Genomic DNA, 264 nt, shown 5'->3' with positions numbered 1-264 from the left:
GATCGTGCTCGGTGAAGGACGCAACGCGCTTCTAGCGGTGACGGAAATCGCTGATGAGCCGTTGCGCGGAACCGGATATTTGTTCAGTGAACCTGGTCATTTTGTACCTTCCATGGTTATGCGAAGGAATATGGTGTCCGAAGAAACGCTGGCTTATATAAGCAGGTTGAAAGCGTGCTGGCGTGAGATCAGGCCGGAGCTTCTGAAATTGAAATTGGGTTCACACAGTTTGGCTTGAGGCTGTCTCTTATACACATCTGACGC

At 50.4% G+C, this 264-nt stretch carries 1 protein-coding gene; it reads left to right on the top strand.

Features of this window, described 5'->3' with window-relative positions; translation table 11 throughout:
• A partial coding sequence (locus tag AF337_RS44135) for a hypothetical protein (RefSeq protein ID WP_210168037.1) occupies nucleotides 1-238 on the top strand: 238 nt, incomplete at its 5' end.
• Nucleotides 239-264 lie beyond the last annotated feature (26 nt).

This window comes from Rhizobium ecuadorense, assembly GCF_001187535.1.
Taxonomy (GTDB): Bacteria; Pseudomonadota; Alphaproteobacteria; order Rhizobiales; family Rhizobiaceae; genus Rhizobium; species Rhizobium ecuadorense.
This window is presented reverse-complemented; position numbering and strand designations above follow the sequence as displayed.